This is a genomic window from Streptomyces sp. NPDC005752 (genome assembly GCF_040630715.1).
Lineage (GTDB): Bacteria > Actinomycetota > Actinomycetes > Streptomycetales > Streptomycetaceae > Streptomyces.
Genome location: NZ_JBEXYB010000011.1, coordinates 44,637 through 61,742, shown reverse-complemented (window position 1 = coordinate 61,742; position 17,106 = coordinate 44,637). Strand labels below are relative to the sequence as shown.

Below are 17,106 nucleotides of genomic sequence, written 5' to 3'. Positions count from 1 at the left end.
GCCGCGCACTCTCGACGGCATGAGGACAGAGGCGGAGAACGCGGCACGGGTGGTGGTGATCGGCGCCGGGATGGCGGGCGCGCGGCTCGCCGCCCGGGTCCCCGGGGTCACCGTCATCGGTGAGGAGACGCACGCACCGTACAACAGGGTGCTGCTGGCCGAAGTGCTCGCCGGCCGGTACGAGCCGGACGTCATCGCGCTGCCGCCCGCAGAGACGCGGCGCGGGGTGCGTGTCGTGCGGATCGACCGGGCAGAGCGTCAGGTGCTCTGCGACGACGGCAGTGCGACCGGCTACGAGCGCCTGGTGCTGGCCACCGGCTCCAATCCCGTTCTGCCGCCGCTGCGGGGACTCGGCCCCACGCTGCCGGACGGCGTGCATCCCTTCCGCACCCTCGACGACTGCCTGGCCCTGCGCGCCGCGGCGCGCCCCGGCGTACGCGCCGTCGTCATCGGTGGCGGGCTCCTCGGGGTGTCGGCCGCCCGCGCTCTCGCCGAGTGCGGCGCCCAGGTGGTGCTGGCCCAGCAGGGCGAGCACCTCATGGAGCGGCAGCTGGACGCCGAGGCGGCCGGGATGCTGCGCGGTCATCTGGAGGCCCTCGGCGTCGAGGTGCACACCGAGTGCCGGGTGCGCGGACTGCGCTGCACGGACGGAGCCGCACCCGCGGTGCGGGCCGTCGAACTCGCCGACGGCTACGAGCTGGAGGCGGAGATCACGGTGCTGGCCTGCGGGGTCCGCCCCAGGGCGGGTCTGGCGCAGGCGGCCGGGCTCGAGGTCCGCAGGGGCGTCGTCGTGGACGACGAGCTGCGCACCTCGGACCCGTACATCCACGCCGTCGGCGACTGCGCCGAACACGACGGGACGGTCTACGGGCTGGCGGGCGCCGCGCTCGAACAGGCCGATGTGCTGGCCGAGGTGCTGACCGGCCGCCCCGCCCGTTACGGGGGCACCCGGGCCCTGACCCGGCTCACCCTGCGTTCGCCCTCGGCCGGCCCGGGCGTCGCCGGAACCCCCGCCGGACTCGACCTGGCCGCCTTCGGGGACTCCCGCCCGCTGCCCGGCGACGACGTGATCCGGCTGGCCGACGCCACCCGGGGCGCCTACCGCACGGTCGTCGTCCGGGGCGACCGGCTGGCGGGCGGGGTGCTGTTCGGCGACCTCGCGGCGGTCGGCACCCTCGCCCGGACCTGGCAGGACGACGATCCCCTCCCCGCCGACATGTCCCTGCTCCACCTGCTCACCAACGACGGAGGCTTCTGATGCCGGTGTCCACTCCCCCGACCGCCCCCACCGCAGGCGTGCCGACCATCGTGGTCGTCGGGCACGGCATGGTCGGCCAGCGGTTCCTGGAAGCGCTCGCCGACCGCGGCCTGACCCCCGCCGCGGGCAGCGCCAGGGTCGTCGTGCTCTGCGAGGAGCCCCGCCCCGCGTACGACCGGGTGCGGCTGACCTCGTACTTCTCCGGGAAGACACCGGAGGACCTGTCGCTCGTCGAGGCGGGCTTCATGGAGCGCCACGGCATCGAGCTGCGCCTCGGTGACCCGGCGGAGAGCGTCGACCGTGAGGCGCGCACCGTCACCGCGCGCTCCGGGGAGATCTTCTCCTACGACACGCTGGTGCTGGCCACCGGCTCGTACCCCTTCGTCCCTCCCGTCCCCGGCAAGGACGCCGAGGGCTGCTTCGTCTACCGCACCATCGAGGACCTCCTCGCGATCGAGGAGTACGCGAAGACCGCGAGGACCGGAGCGGTCGTCGGCGGCGGGCTCCTCGGCCTGGAGGCCGCGGGCGCGCTGAAGGGACTCGGACTCGACACGCACGTGGTGGAGTTCGCCCCCCGGCTGATGCCGGTGCAGGTCGACGACGGCGGAGGCGCCGCGCTGCTGCGCACCATCGAGAACATGGGCCTCTCCGTCCACACGGGCGTCGGAACCCAGGAGGTCACCGCGGGCGAGGACGGCCGCGTCGACGGCATGGCGCTGTCGGACGGTTCCTCGCTGGAGACCGACCTCGTCGTCTTCTCCGCCGGCGTGCGCCCCCGGGACCAGCTGGCCCGCGACTGCGGCCTGGCCGTCGGCCCGCGCGGCGGCATCGTCGTCGACGAGGAGTGCCGCACCTCCGACAGCGACGTCTTCGCGATCGGCGAGTGCGCGCTGGCCTCGGACGGCCGGGTCTACGGGCTGGTGGCACCGGGCTACGAGATGGCGCTGGCGGTCGCCGATGTGCTCGCGGGCAGCGCGGCCTCCTTCACCGGCGCCGACCTCTCCACCAAGCTGAAGCTGCTCGGCGTCGACGTCGCCTCCTTCGGCGACGCACACGGCACGGCCGAGGGCTGCCTCGACGTCGTGTACGCGGACTCCCGCTCGGGCGTCTACAAGAAGCTGGTGATCGGCCAGGACGGCACGCTGCTCGGCGGTGTCCTGGTCGGCGACGCCGACCAGTACGGCACGCTGCGGCCGATGACCGGATCGGTCCTCCCCGTCGCCCCCGAGCAGCTGGTGCTGCCGGCCGGCGCGGGCGGTCCGGTCACCCTGGGCCCGTCCTCGCTGCCCGACGAGGCCGTGATCTGCTCATGCCACAACGTCACCAAGGGCGCGATCTGCGAGCACACCACGCTGCCCGAGGTGAAGAAGTGCACCAGGGCCGGCACGGGCTGCGGAAGCTGCGTCAAGGTCATCGGCCAACTGCTGCCGCAGCCCGAGGACCAGGGGCTGTGCGGCTGCTTCGCGTACACCCGCAGCGAGCTGTACGAGATCGTGCGCACCCTCGGTGTCACGAGGTACGCCGACCTCCTCGACTTGCACGGCCGGGATGCCGCCCGCGGCGGTGACGGCTGCGAGGTCTGCAAGCCCACCGTCGGCTCGATCATCGCGTCGCTGGCCCCGACGGTCGGCGCGAGCGGCTATGTCCTGGACGGCGAGCAGGCGGCTCTGCAGGACACCAACGACCATTTCCTGGCCAACCTCCAGCGCAACGGCTCGTACTCCATCGTGCCGCGCATCCCCGGTGGGGAGATCACCCCGGAGAAGCTGATCGTGATCGGCGAGGTGGCCCGGGACTTCGGCCTCTACACGAAGATCACCGGAGGGCAGCGGATCGACCTCTTCGGTGCCCGCGTCGACCAGCTGCCGCTGATCTGGACCCGCCTCGTGGACGCCGGATTCGAGTCCGGGCACGCTTACGGGAAGTCGCTGCGGACGGTCAAGTCCTGTGTGGGGCAGACCTGGTGCCGCTACGGCGTGCAGGACTCGGTGAAGATGGCGATCGACCTGGAGCTGCGGTACCGGGGCCTGCGCTCGCCGCACAAGCTGAAGTCGGCGGTCTCCGGCTGCGCCCGCGAGTGCGCGGAGGCCCGGGGCAAGGACTTCGGCATCATCGCGACGGCGCAGGGCTGGAACCTCTACGTGGGCGGCAACGGCGGCGCCACTCCGCGTCACGCGGACCTGCTGGCCCAGGACCTCTCCGACGCCGAACTGGTCCGTCTCATCGACCGGTTCCTCATGTTCTACATCCGCACGGCGGACCGGCTGGAGCGCACGTCGACCTGGCTGGACCGTATCGAGGGCGGTCTGGACCACGTGCGCGACGTCGTCGTCCACGACTCGCTGGGCCTCTGCGACGAGCTGGAGCGGCTGATGGCCGACCACGTCGCCGGCTACCGCGACGAGTGGGCCGAGACCATCAACGACCCGGAGCGGCTGCGGCGCTTCGTCACCTTCGTCAACGCCCCCGACGCCCCCGACCCCTCGGTCAGGTTCGTCCCGGAACGCGACCAGGTCAAGCCCGACCTGGACATCCTCGCGGGCCCGGTGCTCGCCATCCGCACTCTTGAAGGGACCTCCTCCTGATGACGACTCGGACACTGGAAAAGACGCAGGACACCGGGACGATCCGGCTCGCGGACGGGGGCGCCTGGCTCACGGTCTGCGACCGTTCGCTGCTGACCCCGGGCCGCGGTGTGGCGGCGCTCCTCCCGGACGGCCGGCAGGTCGCGCTGTTCGTGGACCGGGCGGGACGCGCCTACGCGATCGACAACCGTGACCCGTTCACCGGTGCGTACGTCCTCTCCCGCGGCCTGGTCGGCTCCGCCGCGGGGCGGCCGTTCGTCGCGTCGCCGCTGCTCAAGCAGCGCTTCGACCTGGAGACGGGTGCGTGCCTGGACGACGACGAGGTGACCGTGCCGGTCTTCCCGGTCCGCACCGACTGAACTTGCCTCGTTCATGACATGTTGGAGCTCCGGCCACCGCGCACCTCTACTGTCCTGACGTTCGCCCCGCCGGGCCGACCGGACCGGCGGGCCCGCACGTCACCCGTGGAGTGATCGTGGAACGTCGGACCTTCTTGCGCACAGCGGTGATCGGCACCTCGGCGGCGGCTTTCGGCGGCACCCTGTGGCGGGGTGCCGCCTTCGCGGCCCCCGCCCAGCCGGCCACCGGCCCCTACGGCCCGCTGCAGGCGGCGAACGGCAACGGCATCCTGCTGCCGGCCGGTTTCACCAGCAGGATCGTCGCCCGCTCCGGGCAGACCGTCCCCGGCACGTCGTACTCCTGGCACAGCGCGCCTGACGGCGGTGCCACCTTCACCGACGGCAGCGGCTGGATCTACGTCTCCAACGCCGAGGTGTCCGCGGGCAGCGGTGGCGGGGCGAGCGCGGTGCGCTTCAGCTCCTCGGGGACGGTCACCTCGGCGTACCGGATCCTGTCCGGCACGAACAACAACTGCGCGGGCGGCCGGACTCCGTGGAACACCTGGCTCTCCTGCGAGGAGGTCACCCGCGGCTTCGTGTACGAGACCGACCCGTGGGGAGTGAACGCGGCGGTGCAGCGTCCCGCGATGGGCCGCTTCAAGCACGAGGCGGCGGCCGCGGACCCCGACCACGGTTACGTCTACCTGACCGAGGACGAGACGGACGGGCGGTTCTACCGTTTCCGCCCCACCTCCTGGGGCGACCTGTCGTCCGGCACGCTCCAGGTGCTGGTCGCGGGCACCGGCACCTCGGGCCCGGTGACCTGGACGACGGTCCCCGACCCGGACGGATCGCCCACCCAGACCCGGTACCAGGTCTCCGGCGCCAAGGTGTTCAACGGCGGTGAGGGCTGCTTCTACGCGGCGGGCACCTGCTGGTTCACCACCAAGGGCGACAACAGGGTGTGGGCGTACGACGCGAACACCTCGTCCCTCTCGCTCGCCTACGACGACTCGCTCGTCACGGGCGGCGCAGCTCCGCTGACCGGCGTCGACAACGTCACCCGCGCCGTCTCCGGCGACCTGTACGTCGCCGAGGACGGAGGGAACATGGAGATCTGCCTGATCACCCCGGACGACACCGTCGCCCCGTTCCTGCGGATCAGCGGCCAGTCCGGTTCGGAGATCACCGGTCCCGCCTTCTCCCCCGACGGCCGCCAGCTGTACTTCTCCTCGCAGCGCGGGACCAGCGGGAGTTCGTCCGGCGGCATCACCTACGAGGTCACGGGCCCCTTCCGCTCCTGATACACACGAGGGGGCAGCGGTCGCGGAGCCGGCGCCGCGACCGCTGCCCCTCCGCTGTCAGGCCTGGCCCTCGACCGCCGCCGGGTCCATCCAGACGACCTCCCAGATGTGGTGGTCGGGGTCCTGGAACGAACGGGCGTACATGAAGCCCTCGTCCATGGGGTCGTTGGCGGGCGACCCGCCGTTGGCGAGCGCCGCGTCGGCCAGCTCGTCGACCTTCTCGCGGCTTTCCGCGCTCAGGGCGACGAGGACCTCGGTCGTCCTCGACGCGTCGGCGATCTCCTTCTTGGTGAACTCCTTGAAGCGCGGCTCACTGATGAGCATGGCGAAGATCGTGTCGCTGATCACCAGGCAGGCCGTCGTCTCGTCGGTGAACTGCGGGTTGAAGCCGAACCCGAGCTTCGCGAAGAAGTTCTTCGTCGTCTCGAGGTCCTTGACCGGCAGGTTCACGAAGATCATCTGAGGCATGGCGTCCACTCTTCCGTCCGGCACTGTGCGGTGCTCCCGGCGCTCCCTGCGAGCGCTCACGAGAGGTTAGACGACCGGGGACCGCGAAACTCATCGCTGCCGGCCGCATCCCTCAGGGCACGGCGATCGGCGCCCCGCCCCTGAGCAGCTCGGCACCCAGCGGTGTGAGGGTGTGCAGGACCGAGCCGCCGTGGCGCAGGGTGCGGACCAGGCCCGCCTCGCGCAGGACACAGGCGTGCTGGCTCGCCGAGGCCAGGGAGACCCCGGTCCGGCGGGCCAGCTCGCTCGTCGTGCAGCCGCTGTCCACGGCCCGCAGGACCGCGGAGCGGGTGTGGCCCACGAGGCGGCCGAGCCAGGGGCCGGGCCCGGCGACGGCCGGGGCTCCGGGGTGGGTGACCGGGTAGACGAGGACCGGCGGGAGGCCCGGGTCGCGGTAGACGACGGGGGTGCCCCGGCAGAAGAACGACGGCTGCAGCAGCAGACCCCGGCCGTCGAGGCGCAGCTCACGGTCCACCGGGTAGTCCGCCTCCAGCACCGGGGCGCGCCAGCGGATCATCGGCGGCAGGGTGGCCAGGAGTTCGTCCGCCCCGCCGTCCAGCAGGGCGCGGCCCCGGACGGCACGGTCGGCCTCCACGCTCGCCCGGATGTGCGGCCAGTACGGCTCGACCGCGGCACGGTGATAGGCGCGCAGGGTGGAGATGAGCCGTCCCAGCGGCTCCGTACGCCCCTCGACGAGTCCTTCCGGCAGCGCGGGGCCCGCCGGCGGCCTGCGGCCGAGGGAGCGGTCTCCCGCCAGCAGTCCGAGCTCCTCGTGGATCCGGCCCGGCGGGGTGTCCCGCAGCGCCTCCATTCCGGCATCGAGTCCGAATGGTTCGGAGCCGTCCTGAGAAGGCGTCAGGAAGTCGGGGAAATAGCCTCGGGGCGGAACGACCGCGGACAGCAGGCGCGCTTCACCATTCAACCGGGTGCGGGATTCCTTCCGCCATTCCCCGAACACCGTGGAACCCCTCCGGTCCCTCAGCCGGTGAAAACTGAGAACGGTCTCCCACATCGCGTCCGGCCTCGTGGCCATCCGCACGCGCGAAAGGTCCACCCCGGACACATGGATACGCAGCACCGAACCCCCACCTGTTGCATCCGCAATTCCCCCACCGAAGCGTATGCACAGCGTCACAGGAGGTCACCACGGGGTTTCGGCCACACTTGAAATGTCTCGCCCGTACCCCCGTCACCCGAAAAGCTGTACGACGTCGGGTGCGTTACCGGAGTCACCGAAGAGCGGGTGAAGGCCGTGGGGGGCTTTGCCTGTTCGGCGGCGGTGAACGACGGTGCGGCTCCGCACCCGGCAGGGGTAAACGGGTGTGGTCCGGGGGTGGGGATCCCCGGGCCGCACCCAGGCCCCGCGTCCGCGATTTGCGCACCGAACGGTGAAAAGCCAACCACTTCTAATGGTTCGCTTTTCAATTGACGAAGCGGCGGCACCCCCGCACAGGGTGCCGCCGCTTCCGGGTAATCCGGCTCCGCCGTAGGACCGATGAGGGTCCGTGTGATCCGCCGGCGGTATCCGGAGTCGTGTCGGGTGCCGACCGCCGGTTCTCAGCGGCTGTCGCTGCCCCGCGACTGGGCGGCGGCCCGGCCCGCTTCCAGCCGGGCGACCGGAATGCGGAACGGCGAGCAGGAGACGTAGTCGAGGCCCACCTCGTGGAAGAAGTGCACCGACTCCGGGTCACCGCCGTGCTCGCCGCAGATGCCGAGCTTGAGGTCCGGGCGGGTGGCCCGGCCGGCTTCCACGGCGCTGCGTACGAGGGCGCCGACGCCGTCCTTGTCGATCGTCTCGAACGGGGACACCCCGAAGATGCCCTTCTCCAGGTACGCGGTGAAGAACGAGGCCTCCACGTCGTCGCGGGAGAAGCCCCACACCGTCTGGGTCAGGTCGTTCGTGCCGAAGGAGAAGAACTGCGCGGCCTCGGCGATCTGGCCGGCGGTGAGCGCGGCACGGGGCAGCTCGATCATCGTGCCGATGCTGAGCTTCAGCTCCGTACCGGTGGCCGCCTCGACCTCGGCGATCACCTGGTCGGCCTCCTCGCGGACGATCTCCAGCTCCTGGACCGTGCCGACGAGCGGGATCATGATCTCGGCCCGCGGGTCGCCCTTGGCGTTCTTGCGCTGTGCCGCCGCCTCCGCGATCGCGCGGACCTGCATCGCGAACAGGCCCGGGATGACCAGGCCGAGGCGGACACCGCGCAGTCCCAGCATCGGGTTCTGCTCGTGGAGCTTGTGGACGGCCTGCAGCAGGCGCAGATCGTTCTCGTTGGCGTCCTTGCGGGACTCGGCCAGCGCGACCCGCACGGAGAGCTCGGTGATGTCCGGCAGGAACTCGTGCAGCGGCGGGTCGAGCAGCCGGACGGTGACGGGCAGTCCGTCCATCGACTCGAACAGCTCGATGAAGTCGGCCTTCTGGAGCGGCAGGAGCGCGGCCAGCGCGGCCTCGCGCTCGTCGTCGGTGTCCGCGAGGATCAGTTTCTCGACCATCTCCCGGCGCTCGCCGAGGAACATGTGTTCGGTCCGGCACAGGCCGATGCCCTGGGCACCGAAGCGACGGGCCCGCGACGCGTCCTCGGCGTTGTCGGCGTTCGCCCGTACCCGCAGACGGCGTACCCGGTCGGCGTACGCCATGATCCGGTGCACGGCGGACACGAGCTCGTCGGCCTCGTCGGCGCCCGCGTGCATGCGGCCCTCGAAGTACTCGACGACCGGGGACGGCACGACCGGCACCTCGCCGAGGTACACCTTGCCGGTCGACCCGTCGACGGAGACGAGGTCGCCCTCCTCGACGACCGTGTCCCCGACCGTGAGCCGGCGGCGCTTGGTGTCGACCTCGATCTCCTCTGCGCCGCAGACACAGGTCTTGCCCATGCCGCGGGCGACGACGGCGGCGTGCGAGGTCTTGCCGCCGCGCGAGGTCAGGATGCCCTCTGCGGCGATCATGCCGTCGAGGTCGTCGGGGTTGGTCTCGCGGCGGATGAGGATGACCTTCTCGCCCGACCGCGACCACTTGACGGCGGTGTACGAGTCGAAGACGGCCTTGCCCACGGCCGCACCGGGCGAGGCGGCGATGCCACGGCCCAGCAGCACACTGGCGGCGCCGTGGTCGAAGCGCGGGAACATCAGCTGCGCGAGCTGGGCGCCGTTGACCCGCTGGAGCGCCTCGGCCTCGTCGATGAGGCCCTGGTCGACGAGCTGGGTGGCGATACGGAAAGCGGCACCGGCGGTGCGCTTGCCGACCCGGGTCTGGAGCATCCAGAGCTGGCCGCGCTCGATGGTGAACTCGATGTCACAGAGATCCTTGTAGTGGGTCTCCAGCGTCTCCATGATCTTCATCAGCTGGTCGTACGACGCCTTGTCGATCGACTCCAGCTCGGCGAGCGGCACCGTGTTGCGGATCCCCGCGACGACGTCCTCGCCCTGCGCGTTCTGGAGGTAGTCGCCGTAGACGCCCTGGTGGCCGCTGGCCGGGTCACGGGTGAAGGCGACGCCCGTTCCGGAATCGGGGCCGAGGTTGCCGAAGACCATCGAGCAGACGTTGACGGCGGTGCCGAGGTCGCCGGGGATGCGCTCCTGGCGGCGGTAGAGCTTGGCCCGGTCGGTGTTCCACGAGTCGAAGACCGCCTTTATGGCCAGGTCCATCTGCTCCCGCGGGTCCTGCGGGAAGTCACGCCCGGCGTCCCGGGTGACGATCTTCTTGAACTGCTTGACCAGCTTCTTCAGGTCGGCCGCGTCCAGGTCCACGTCGACCGTGACGCCCTTGGCCTCCTTCGCGGCCTCCAGGGCCTCCTCGAAGAGGTCGCCGTCGACCCCGAGCACGGTCTTGCCGAACATCTGGATGAGGCGGCGGTAGGAGTCCCAGGCGAATCGCTCGTCGCCGGCCTGGGTGGCGAGGCCCACGACCGAGGCGTCGGAGAGGCCGATGTTGAGGACCGTGTCCATCATGCCGGGCATCGAGAACTTCGCGCCGGAACGTACGGACACCAGAAGCGGGTCGTCGGCCTGACCGAGGTTCTTGCCCATCCGCTTCTCGAGCGCCTCGAGGTGCGCGCCGACCTCGTCGCGCAGCTCGGCCGGCTCGTCACCGCTGTCGAGGTAGACCTTGCACGCCTCGGTGGTGATGGTGAAGCCCGGAGGGACGGGCAGCCCGAGGTTGGTCATCTCGGCGAGGTTCGCGCCCTTGCCGCCCAGAAGATCTTTCAGATCCTTGTTGCCCTCGGTGAAGTCGTAGACGAACTTCTGGGGATCTTTGTTTTCCGACACGGGTCTCGACTCCTCGAGGACGCGGTGGCTGCCCTGACGGCGAGGAACATACCCAGATCGAAGGTGTCTGGGTACGCCTACGTGCGCGTCACGAGGCCTCAACCACCCGTCCGCCAGCACATCGAAAGTAACGCGTCGGTACCTCCGGAAGGAGGAACTCATTCACTTCTTGAAGTCATCATCACGAAGAGTGGCCATTTTCGCGCAATGCGATCACGCGAGGTAGTGGATGCTTTGATCGATCAAAGTAAACACTCCTGGCACCCAGTGCCGTCATTTGAGAAGTACAGTCGCCCAATGAGCGCTCATCTGAGCCAAACACCCCTCAGAGGTGGCGAGAATCACGCCACTCTTCGCGCTCAGATGTCACCATCCGGACGCGCGTACGCCGACAAACGGTCACCGCAAAGCCATGACGCCGCTACGCATGGTGAGTAAAACTCGACAACGGCAGAGCGAAGAGGCGCGAGTGTCGCCGAAGCGGGGCGGAACGCGATGGAGGGCACAGAAAAGCCCGCTCATCTGAGCGGGCCTTCGAGGGGGCACTCGGTGCCCTGACGCGGGGCCGTCGGCTCAGCCGCCCGAGGTGTCCAACTCCGCCTCGGCGCTCACGCCCGCACAGTCGTACGGGTCCTTGAGCCAGCCGTCCGGCAGTGCCACCCGGTTGTTGCCCGACGTACGCCCCCGGGGGCCGTCCGCGCCCTGTGGCCAGGGCTGGTCCAGGTCGAGCTCCTGGAGCTGACCGCCCAGTTCCTCCAGCGACGAGGTGACCGCCAGCCTCCTGCGCATGTCCGAACCGACCGCGAAGCCCTTGAGGTACCAGGCCACGTGCTTGCGGAAGTCGATCACGCCCCTGCTCTCGTCACCGATCCACTCCCCCAGCAGCGTGGCGTGGCGCAGCATGACGTCCGCGACCTGGCGCAGGCCGGGCGCCTGCCTCGTCCCCGCGCCCTCGAAGGCGCTGACGAGGTCACCGAAGAGCCACGGGCGCCCCAGGCAGCCGCGGCCGACGACGACGCCGTCACAGCCCGTCTCGCGCATCATCCGCAGGGCGTCGTCGGCGCTCCAGATGTCGCCGTTGCCGAGGACGGGGATCTCGGGGACGTGCTCCTTGAGGCGCGCGATGGCGCCCCAGTCGGCCGTGCCGCCGTAGTGCTGGGCGGTGGTCCTGCCGTGCAGTGCGACGGCCGTGACGCCCTCCTCGACGGCGATGCGGCCCGCGTCGAGGTAGGTGGTGTGGTCGTCGTCGATCCCCTTACGCATCTTTATGGTGACCGGGAGGTCGCCCGCCTGCGCCACGGCCTCGCGCAGGATCGCGCGGAGCAGGGGCCGCTTGTACGGAAGGGCGGAACCTCCGCCCTTGCGGGTGACCTTGGGGACGGGGCAGCCGAAGTTCAGGTCGATGTGGTCGGCGAGGCCCTCGTCGACGATCATGCGGACCGCCTTGCCGACGGTGACCGGGTCCACCCCGTACAGCTGGATCGAGCGCGGGGTCTCGCTCGCGTCGAAGTGGATGAGCTGCATGGTCTTCTCGTTGCGCTCGACCAGTGCCCGTGTGGTGATCATCTCGCTGACGAACAGCCCCTTGCCGCCCGAGAACTCACGGCAGAGGGTGCGGAAGGGCGCGTTGGTGATGCCGGCCATGGGGGCGAGCACGACCGGCGGCTGCACGGTGTGCGGGCCGATCCGGAGCAGCGGGAGGGCAGGGGCGAGCAAGGTCATGGCCCCATTGTCCCGCACGCCGGCAGCGGCGCGGGCGCGGACCGGTCGGGCCCCGGCGGGGACGGGCACGGGCCCGGACCACCGAGGTGGTCCGGGCCCGTGGTCGTACGGGTCGTACGAGGAGGTCAGCTCCCGGCCGGTGCGTCCTGCGCCGGCGCCGCCCCCGCGGCGGCGGCACGCTCACGCATCTTGCGCACCAGTTCCTGCTTCTTGTCCTCGGCCGCCTTGCGGTCGCTTTCACGCGCGGAGCCCGCGCCCTGCTGTTCGGCGCGGGACAGCTTCTTGCGCTGTCCGCCCACACCGAGGAGGCTGTTGCGGCTCTTGGCCACGGGGTTCTCCCATTCGTGGTGAGAAATGAGGTCCGAGGTGATCGGAGACCTCAGGGATCGATTCGGTGGGCGACGGGCGGTCGGCCCGTCGCGCGCTCACTCGTAGATCTGGAAGAACGAAGACATGCCGGAAAGGTACCCGTCGCGGGCGGGCCTCCACACCAGGTTTTCGGGCGGAGGCCCCCGGCGCGGGGTCAGGCGGTCGGATCGACCGTCGCCTGATGGGCCTCGGCCAGGTGCTCCTCGGCCTTCAGCCAGGGCAGGAACTGTGCGCCCTTGCGCCATCCGCAGGTGTCGCAGGCCAGTTGCCGCCGCGTCCCCGACTTCCTTACGTGGACGACGTGTTCACGGCCGTGCTGGTCCCATCTGCTGACCTTGCTCGTGGTTATGGACGGCATGCCGGCCTCCCCTGTGGACGAGTGCGCCCAGTGTGCACGAGGCCCCCGGCTCCATGAGGCGGAACCGGGGGCATCGTTATGGAGACGGGTGTCGTCAGCAGCCCAGCAGACGGGAGCCGAGGTAGCTCTGGATCTGGTCCAGGGAGACGCGCTCCTGCTTCATCGTGTCGCGCTCGCGCACGGTCACCGCGTTGTCGTCGAGGGTGTCGAAGTCGACCGTGACGCAGAACGGCGTACCGATCTCGTCCTGGCGACGGTAGCGGCGGCCGATGGCGCCCGCGTCGTCGAACTCGATGTTCCAGTTCTGCCGCAGGTCGGCGGCGAGGCCCTTGGCCTTCGGCGAGAGCTGCGGGTTGCGGGACAGCGGCAGGACGGCCACCTTGACCGGCGCCAGGCGCGGGTCGAGGCGCATCACTGCGCGCTTCTCCATGACGCCCTTGGCGTTGGGGGCCTCGTCCTCGCTGTAGGCGTCGAGGAGGAACGCCAGCATCGAACGGCCGACACCGGCTGCGGGCTCGATGACGTACGGCGTGTAGCGCTCGCCCTTCTCCTGGTCGAAGTAGAAGAGGTCGGTGCCGGAGGCCTTGGAGTGCGCCTTGAGGTCGTAGTCGGTGCGGTTCGCGACACCCTCCAGCTCGCCCCACTCGCTGCCGCCGAAGCGGAAGCGGTACTCGATGTCAGCGGTGCGCTTGGAGTAGTGGGAGAGCTTCTCCTGCGGGTGCTCGAACCACCGCATGTTCTCCTCGCGCATGCCCAGGCCGGTGTACCAGTTCCAGCGCTGCTCCATCCAGTACTCCTGCCACTGCTCGTCCTCGCCCGGCTTGACGAAGAACTCCATCTCCATCTGCTCGAACTCACGCGTGCGGAAGATGAAGTTGCCCGGAGTGATCTCGTTCCGGAAGGACTTGCCCATCTGCGCGATGCCGAACGGCGGCTTCTTGCGCGAGGTCTGCTGCACCTGGCCGAAGTTGGTGAAGATGCCCTGCGCGGTCTCGGGGCGCAGGTAGGCGACCGAGGCGGTGTCCTGGGTCGGGCCGAGGTGGGTGGAGAGCAGGCCCGAGAACGCCTTGGGCTCGGTGAAGGTGCCCTTGTTGCCGCAGTTGGGGCAGTTGAGGTCGGCCAGGCCGTTGACGGGCGGCTTGCCGTGCTTCTCCTCGTACGCCTCCTCCAGGTGGTCGGCGCGGTAGCGCTTGTGACAGGAGGTGCACTCGGTGAGGGGGTCCGAGAAGGTGGCGACGTGACCGGAGGCGACCCAGACCTCGGGGGCAAGGATGACCGACGAGTCGATACCGACCACGTCCTCGCGCGAGGTGACCATGTAGCGCCACCACTGGCGCTTGAGGTTCTCCTTCAGCTCGACGCCCAGTGGCCCGTAGTCCCACGCGGCCTTCTGGCCACCGTAGATCTCACTGCAGGGGTAGACGAAGCCACGGCGCTTGCTCAGGCTGACGATGGTGTCGATCTTGTCGGCGGCCACGGTGCTCTCTTCATTACGACGGCGGAACTGGACAGGGGCGGCGCGAAGCGCCTCGCTGGGGGCTGTACGCGAGACGGGCGGGCGAATGCACCAGATTACCGGCGGGCGCACCCCTTGGATCAAATCGGTGGGGCGCATCGCGGTCACCGGGTTCGGATCCGGGCATCTCATCAGCCTTGTTGACAATCGTTTCCACTTTTGTTGAAAATGACTGTCATGAACGTACGTCGCCTCATACCCACAGCCGCCGTCGCCGGAGCAGTAGCCCTCGGCCTCACCGCGCTCTCCGCCTGCTCATCCTCCGACGCGGCCGAGGGCGGAAGCGACGGCAGGCTGGACGTGGTGGCGTCCTTCTACCCAATGCAGTTCCTGGCCGAGGAGATCGGCGGATCCCACGTCTCGGTCACCACCCTCACGAAGCCGGGCACCGAGCCGCACGACCTGGAGCTCTCCCCGCGGCAGACCGGCGGCCTGAGCGAGGCCGACTACATCCTGTTCCTCAAGGGCGTCCAGCCCGCCGTGGACGACGCCGTCGCGCAGGCCGGCGTGGAGAACACCGTGGACGCGGCGGAGCTCACCACGCTCGAGAAGCACGGCTCCGAGGTCGGCCACGACCACGGCCACGAGGAGGGCGAGGAGCACGGCCACGAGGACGAGGAGGCCGGCCTCGACCCGCACATCTGGCTGGACCCGGTGAAGTACGCCGAGGTCGCCGAGGGTGTGGGCAAGTCTCTGGAAAAGGCCGACCCGGACCACGCCGCGGACTACCGCAAGAACACCGACGCCCTGGTCACCGAGCTGAACGCCCTGAACACGGCGTACGAGACGGGGCTGAAGAACACCGCCACCAAGACGTTCATCACCACGCACTCCGCCTTCGGGTACCTCGCCGAGCGCTACGGCCTCACCCAGGAGGGCATCGCCGGCATCGACCCCGAGGCCGAGCCCAGCCCGGCCCGGATCGACGAGATCCACTCCGTCGCCCGGAAGAGCGGGGCGACCACCGTGTTCTTCGAGACGCTCGCCAGCGACAAGACCGCCAAGACCCTGGCGAAGGACCTCGGGCTGAAGACCGGCGTCCTGGATCCGCTGGAGGGAATCACCGACAAGTCCGCGGGCGCTGACTACACCGAGGTCATGAAGTCCAACCTGACCGCGCTGCAGAAAGCACTCGGCGCGAAGTGACCCAGGCAGCACCCAGACCCGCACCGGAGGCGATCGTGCCCGAGTCCAGTACGCCAGAACCCGTGATCAGCATGCGCGGAGCCACGGCCACGCTCGGCGCGCGCCCCGTGCTGCGCGGCGTCGACCTCACCGTCCACCGCGGCGAGGTCGTGGCGCTGCTCGGCGCCAACGGGTCCGGCAAGTCCACCGCCGTACGCTCCGTCATCGGCCAGGTGCCGCTGACCGGCGGGACCGTAGAGCTGTTCGGCACACCACTGCGCCGCTTCCGCCGGTGGGCCCGCGTCGGATACGTACCGCAGCGCACCACGGCGGCGGGCGGCGTCCCGGCCACGATCCGCGAGGTCGTCTCCTCGGGACGGCTGTCCCGTACGAAGCTCGGGCTCCCGGGCCGGGCGGACCGGGAGGCCGTGGACCGGGCCATCGGGCTCGTCGGCCTCACCGACCGCGCCAAGGACTCCGTGAACGCCCTCTCCGGCGGCCAGCACCAGCGGGTCCTGATCGCCCGCGCGCTCGCTTCCGAGCCCGAGGTGCTGATCATGGACGAGCCGATGGCGGGCGTGGACCTGGCAAGCCAGGAGATCCTCGCCTCGACGCTGCGCGAGCAGGTCGCCGGCGGGGCGACGGTGCTGCTCGTCCTGCACGAGCTGGGCGCGCTGGAACCGCTGATCGACCGGGCGATCGTCCTGCGTGACGGCTGCGTCATGCACGACGGACCGCCTCCCGAAGCCGTGGGCCAGCACGCCCTGCCCGGCCACGACCACGTACACCCCCACGCGGCCTCCGAGCCCGTCCGGACGGGACTGCTGACCTGATCATGCTGGAATTCCTGAACCCCCCCTTCATGCAGCGGGCCCTGATCGCGGCGGTCCTGGTCGGGATCACCGCGCCCGCCATCGGCATCTACCTGGTCCAGCGCCGTCAGGCCCTGATGGGCGACGGCATCGGGCACGTCGCGATGACCGGTGTCGGCCTCGGCTTCCTGCTCTCCACCAACCCGGTGTGGATGGCGACGCTCGTCGCCGTGGCCGGCTCGGTCGTGATGGAACTGATCCGCTGGTACGGCCGCACCCGCGGCGACATCGCCCTGGCCATGCTGTTCTACGGCGGCATGGCGGGCGGAGTGATGCTGATCAACCTGTCGGACACCGGCTCCAACGCCAACCTGACCTCGTTCCTCTTCGGCTCCCTGTCGACGGTCTCCGAGGAGGACGTCACCGCGATCGTGGTGCTGGCCGCCTTCGTGGTGCTGGTCACCGTGGGGCTGCGGAGGCAGCTGTTCGCGGTCAGTCAGGACGAGGAGTTCGCCCGCGTCACCGGCCTGCCGGTGCGGGTGCTCAACCTGCTGGTCGCCGTGACGGCGGCCGTCACCGTCACCGTGGCGATGCGGGTCGTCGGCCTGCTGCTGGTCAGCGCGCTGATGGTGGTGCCCGTCGCCGCGGCTCAGCAGATCGCGAAGTCATTCAAGGTGACCTTCGTCCTGGCCGTCGTCATCGGCACGGCCGTCACCCTGGCCGGCACCGTGACCTCGTACTACCAGGACGTGCCGCCCGGCGCGACGATCGTGCTGCTGGCCATCGCCGCGTTCATCGTGCTCACGGCGCTCGCCACGCCGCTGGCCCGCAGGCGCGCCCGGGGCGGCACGAACGAGGCGGACCGGTGCACTCTTGAGGTACCGGCCGCCCGCCGGCCGAAGGACGACGTACAGGTGTGACCGTGACGCGTGGCCGGGCTGGC

At 70.2% G+C, this 17,106-nt stretch carries 14 protein-coding genes; 7 read left to right on the top strand and 7 right to left on the bottom strand.

What is annotated here, in order from left to right; genetic code table 11:
• Positions 1-19 precede the first annotated feature (19 nt).
• The 4 genes from ABZ441_RS11735 (at position 20) to ABZ441_RS11720 (ending at position 5,485) form a co-directional block, all read left to right on the top strand.
• Entirely contained in the window at positions 20-1,258 is a 1,239-nt protein-coding gene (locus tag ABZ441_RS11735; RefSeq protein ID WP_358971281.1) for an FAD-dependent oxidoreductase, read from the top strand.
• On the top strand, positions 1,258-3,843 hold the full coding sequence (nirB, locus tag ABZ441_RS11730) for a nitrite reductase large subunit NirB (RefSeq protein WP_358971279.1): 2,586 nt from the start codon (positions 1,258-1,260) through the stop codon (positions 3,841-3,843). The genes ABZ441_RS11735 and nirB overlap by 1 nt, the downstream gene beginning before the upstream one ends.
• Positions 3,843-4,202 (top strand): nitrite reductase small subunit NirD, encoded by a 360-nt coding sequence (gene nirD, locus ABZ441_RS11725; RefSeq protein WP_358971276.1) that lies wholly within the window; start codon positions 3,843-3,845, stop codon positions 4,200-4,202. Before nirB ends, nirD begins: the two co-directional genes overlap by 1 nt.
• 116 nt (positions 4,203-4,318) lie before the next feature.
• Positions 4,319-5,485, top strand: a complete 1,167-nt coding sequence (locus tag ABZ441_RS11720) for an alkaline phosphatase PhoX (protein ID WP_358971273.1) — start codon at positions 4,319-4,321, stop codon at positions 5,483-5,485.
• 57 nt (positions 5,486-5,542) lie between these two features.
• On the opposite strand, the gene ABZ441_RS11715 is transcribed toward ABZ441_RS11720, so the two are convergent.
• From ABZ441_RS11715 to ABZ441_RS11685, 7 genes are all read right to left on the bottom strand, one after another.
• A complete protein-coding gene (locus ABZ441_RS11715; protein WP_358971270.1) occupies positions 5,543-5,953 on the bottom strand; it encodes a VOC family protein in 411 nt (136 codons plus the stop codon).
• Between the two features lie 112 nt (positions 5,954-6,065).
• On the bottom strand, positions 6,066-7,070 hold the full coding sequence (locus ABZ441_RS11710; protein ID WP_358971268.1) for a helix-turn-helix domain-containing protein: 1,005 nt from the start codon (positions 7,068-7,070) through the stop codon (positions 6,066-6,068).
• Between the two features lie 479 nt (positions 7,071-7,549).
• Positions 7,550-10,261: a pyruvate, phosphate dikinase gene (gene ppdK / locus ABZ441_RS11705; RefSeq protein WP_358971265.1), complete on the bottom strand. Its 2,712-nt coding sequence runs from the start codon at positions 10,259-10,261 to the stop codon at positions 7,550-7,552.
• Positions 10,262-10,834: 573 nt separating this feature from the next.
• Positions 10,835-11,983 (bottom strand): tRNA dihydrouridine synthase DusB, encoded by a 1,149-nt coding sequence (gene dusB / locus ABZ441_RS11700; RefSeq protein WP_358971262.1) that lies wholly within the window; start codon positions 11,981-11,983, stop codon positions 10,835-10,837.
• A 125-nt stretch (positions 11,984-12,108) separates the two neighbouring features.
• Entirely contained in the window at positions 12,109-12,312 is a 204-nt protein-coding gene (locus tag ABZ441_RS11695; RefSeq protein WP_358971259.1) for a DUF6243 family protein, read from the bottom strand.
• A gap of 194 nt (positions 12,313-12,506) precedes the next feature.
• The gene (locus tag ABZ441_RS11690; RefSeq protein ID WP_358971256.1) at positions 12,507-12,710 is read right to left on the bottom strand and encodes a hypothetical protein; all 204 of its coding nucleotides are present in this window, start codon (positions 12,708-12,710) and stop codon (positions 12,507-12,509) included.
• Positions 12,711-12,804: 94 nt separating this feature from the next.
• Entirely contained in the window at positions 12,805-14,187 is a 1,383-nt protein-coding gene (locus tag ABZ441_RS11685; RefSeq protein WP_358971253.1) for a glycine--tRNA ligase, read from the bottom strand.
• Between the two features lie 216 nt (positions 14,188-14,403).
• On the opposite strand from ABZ441_RS11685, the gene ABZ441_RS11680 reads away from it, so the two are divergent.
• The 3 genes from ABZ441_RS11680 (at position 14,404) to ABZ441_RS11670 (ending at position 17,083) form a co-directional block, all read left to right on the top strand.
• Entirely contained in the window at positions 14,404-15,372 is a 969-nt protein-coding gene (locus tag ABZ441_RS11680) for a metal ABC transporter substrate-binding protein (RefSeq protein WP_358971250.1), read from the top strand.
• Between the two features lie 71 nt (positions 15,373-15,443).
• A complete protein-coding gene (locus tag ABZ441_RS11675) occupies positions 15,444-16,184 on the top strand; it encodes a metal ABC transporter ATP-binding protein (RefSeq protein WP_358971606.1) in 741 nt (246 codons plus the stop codon).
• Positions 16,184-17,083 (top strand): metal ABC transporter permease, encoded by a 900-nt coding sequence (locus ABZ441_RS11670; protein WP_358971603.1) that lies wholly within the window; start codon positions 16,184-16,186, stop codon positions 17,081-17,083. The genes ABZ441_RS11675 and ABZ441_RS11670 overlap by 1 nt, the downstream gene beginning before the upstream one ends.
• Positions 17,084-17,106: the final 23 nt, after the last annotated feature.

What these genes read in the sequence shown, in the direction of transcription:
- nirB (WP_358971279.1), top strand. Translation starts at nt 1,258, where the DNA reads ATGCCGGTGTCCACTCCCCCGACCGCCCCCACCGCAGGCGTGCCGACC.
- dusB (WP_358971262.1), bottom strand. Translation starts at nt 11,983, where the DNA reads ATGACCTTGCTCGCCCCTGCCCTCCCGCTGCTCCGGATCGGCCCGCAC.
- ABZ441_RS11690 (WP_358971256.1), bottom strand. Translation starts at nt 12,710, where the DNA reads ATGCCGTCCATAACCACGAGCAAGGTCAGCAGATGGGACCAGCACGGC.
- nirD (WP_358971276.1), top strand. Translation starts at nt 3,843, where the DNA reads ATGACGACTCGGACACTGGAAAAGACGCAGGACACCGGGACGATCCGG.
- ABZ441_RS11675 (WP_358971606.1), top strand. Translation starts at nt 15,444, where the DNA reads ATGCGCGGAGCCACGGCCACGCTCGGCGCGCGCCCCGTGCTGCGCGGC.
- ABZ441_RS11735 (WP_358971281.1), top strand. Translation starts at nt 20, where the DNA reads ATGAGGACAGAGGCGGAGAACGCGGCACGGGTGGTGGTGATCGGCGCC.
- ABZ441_RS11680 (WP_358971250.1), top strand. Translation starts at nt 14,404, where the DNA reads ATGAACGTACGTCGCCTCATACCCACAGCCGCCGTCGCCGGAGCAGTA.
- ABZ441_RS11715 (WP_358971270.1), bottom strand. Translation starts at nt 5,953, where the DNA reads ATGCCTCAGATGATCTTCGTGAACCTGCCGGTCAAGGACCTCGAGACG.